Genomic DNA, 2,263 nt, shown 5'->3' on the forward strand with positions numbered 1-2,263 from the left:
GTGCCCACTGGCCAGGGCCTGGCGCTGCTTGACGCCATCAACCGCTTTCTCGACGAGCAGCAGGCCAACGGCGAACTCGAGCGGCTGACAAGGCGCTACTTCGGCCACGACGACTATCTCGAGTACGTCGGCACGCGCACGTTCCTTGGCCATCTCGACGAGCGCCTGCCGCGCTATGCGCCGCTGTTCAAGCAGGCCGCCCTGGAGACCGGCTTCGACTGGAAGCTCCTGGCGGCGGTGGGCTACCAGGAGTCGCACTGGGACCCGGACGCGGTCTCGCCCACCGGCGTGCGCGGCTTGATGATGCTGACCCAGCCCACCGCCAGCGACATGGGCGTACGCAATCGCCGCGACCCGGCCCAGAGCATCGACGGCGGCGCCCGCTACCTGCGAAGCCTCAAGGAGCGCCTGCCGGACACCATCGTCGGCGAGGATCGCCTGTTCATGGCCATGGCCGCCTACAACGTGGGCCTTGGCCACCTGTTCGATGCCCGAAACATCGCCAAGCGCCGCGGCGGCGACCCCAACGCCTGGGCGGACGTGCGCGAGGCGCTGCCGCTTCTCCAGCAGCGTCAGTGGTACAGCCAGACCCGCTACGGCTTCGCCCGCGGCGGGGAGCCGGTGATCTACGTGCGCAACATTCGCCGCTACTACGACATGCTGAGCTACGTCGAACGCAGCCGCCAGCAGTTCTTCCACCTCGACCAGAGCGGGCTGGCCACGACCGACTGAGGCCCCGCCGGAGAAGAGCATGATGCGACATACTCCCTTCCTCGCCACCGCCCTTTGGCTGCTCGGCGCCCTTACCCCCGCCACCGCCTTCGAACAAGGCGAGCCGGTCACCCCGGTACGCGTCGCCGACCGCGGAGAAGTGGTGCTGGAGAACGGCGCCCTGCATTACCAGAGCTGGGACACCAGCATGCTCGCCGGCAGCGTCGGCGTGGTGCTGCACGTGGCCGGGCGCCTCTCGGCGAAGGACTTGAACGCGCCGGTCATCGAGGCGATCGAGGCGGCCGACTTCCCCGTCGAGCGCCTTCGCACCACCACCATCGTCAACACCGACGACGCGGTGTTCGGCAGCACCCCCTTCGTGCGGCGCAGCATCGAGAGCAGCAAGCGCGACGTGCCGAGCGTGCAGTTCGTGGTGGATGACGAGGGCGCCGTGCAGAGCGCCTGGAACCTGGAGCGCGGGGGCTCTGCCGTGGTGGTGCTGGACGACGAGGGCCGGGTACGTTTCGCCAAGGATGGACCACTGACGCTTTATGAGGTCAACCACGTCATGGAGCTGCTCCACGCCATGCTCGAATGAGCGCGCGCGGGGGGCGACATTGACTTTCAGGCGCTATGCGTTGATGTTGGACCCTTTCGACATGTATTCGGCAAGATGCGCCCTCGACGACGCCGCGAGGAGCCATGTTTGATGAACAGGCTCGATGGACGATGTGCGATGAACAATGAAATGCCAGGGACCGCCTAGATGAACGCCGATGCCGACCCGCTGTTGAGCCACCAACACGCCCTGCAGGCGCTGCGCGACGCGCTGGAGCGCCGCCTCGGCGAGCTCTTGCCCGCCGGGCGCGAAAGCGACGTGGTCGCCCGCGCCATGCGCGAGGCGACCCTGGCGCCGGGCAAGCGCATCCGCCCGCTGCTGATGCTGCTCGCCGCGTCCGACCTGGGCGCGAGCGACCGCGACCCCGCGCTGCTCGACCTGGCCTGCACGGTGGAGATGATCCACGCGGCCTCGCTGATCCTCGACGACATTCCCTGCATGGACGACGCCCAGCTGCGCCGCGGCCGCCCTACCCTTCACCGTCAGTTCGGCGAGAGCGTGGCGATCCTCGCGGCGGTAGCGCTCTTGAGCCGCGCCTACGCCGTCGCCGCCGAGGCCCCGGGACTTCCCGGCGAGCAGCGCGCCGCGGCGGTGACGACACTGGCCCGCGCGGTGGGCCTGCAGGGACTGGTGCAAGGGCAATTCCTGGACGTCAGCGAAGGCAGCGGCGCGCGCAGCGTCGAGGCGATCCTCGCCACCAACGAGCTCAAGACCAGCGTGCTGTTCGGCGCGACCCTCGAGCTTGCGGCGCTGGCTACCGGCGCCGATGCCCGCGCAACCGAGGCGCTTTCGAACTTCGCCCAGGAGCTCGGCCAGGCGTTTCAGCTGATCGACGACCTGGCCGACGGCGTGAGCGGCACCGGCAAGGACCTCCATCAGGACGCTGGCAAGTCGACGCTGGTGGCCACCCTCGGGGAGCGCGCGGTGCGCGAG

Annotated in this window: 3 protein-coding genes; all 3 read left to right on the forward strand. The window is 69.0% G+C overall.

From position 1 onward, the window contains the following. A partial coding sequence (gene mltF / locus BIS11_RS15580) for a membrane-bound lytic murein transglycosylase MltF (protein ID WP_253586492.1) occupies positions 1 to 732 on the forward strand: 732 nt, incomplete at its 5' end. 19 nt (positions 733 to 751) lie between these two features. Then, positions 752 to 1,309, forward strand: coding sequence for a YtfJ family protein (locus tag BIS11_RS15585; RefSeq protein ID WP_253423649.1), 558 nt, complete (start codon positions 752 to 754; stop codon positions 1,307 to 1,309). A gap of 168 nt (positions 1,310 to 1,477) precedes the next feature. Then, positions 1,478 to 2,263 (forward strand): polyprenyl synthetase family protein (locus BIS11_RS15590; RefSeq protein WP_253586493.1); only part of this gene is annotated, 786 nt, incomplete at its 3' end.

Source organism: Halomonas sp. 707D4, assembly GCF_024158685.1.
GTDB lineage: Bacteria > Pseudomonadota > Gammaproteobacteria > Pseudomonadales > Halomonadaceae > Vreelandella.

Bases quoted from the DNA above. Each gene is read 5' to 3' on its own strand.
- BIS11_RS15585 (WP_253423649.1), top strand. From the start codon at position 752: ATGATGCGACATACTCCCTTCCTCGCCACCGCCCTTTGGCTGCTCGGC.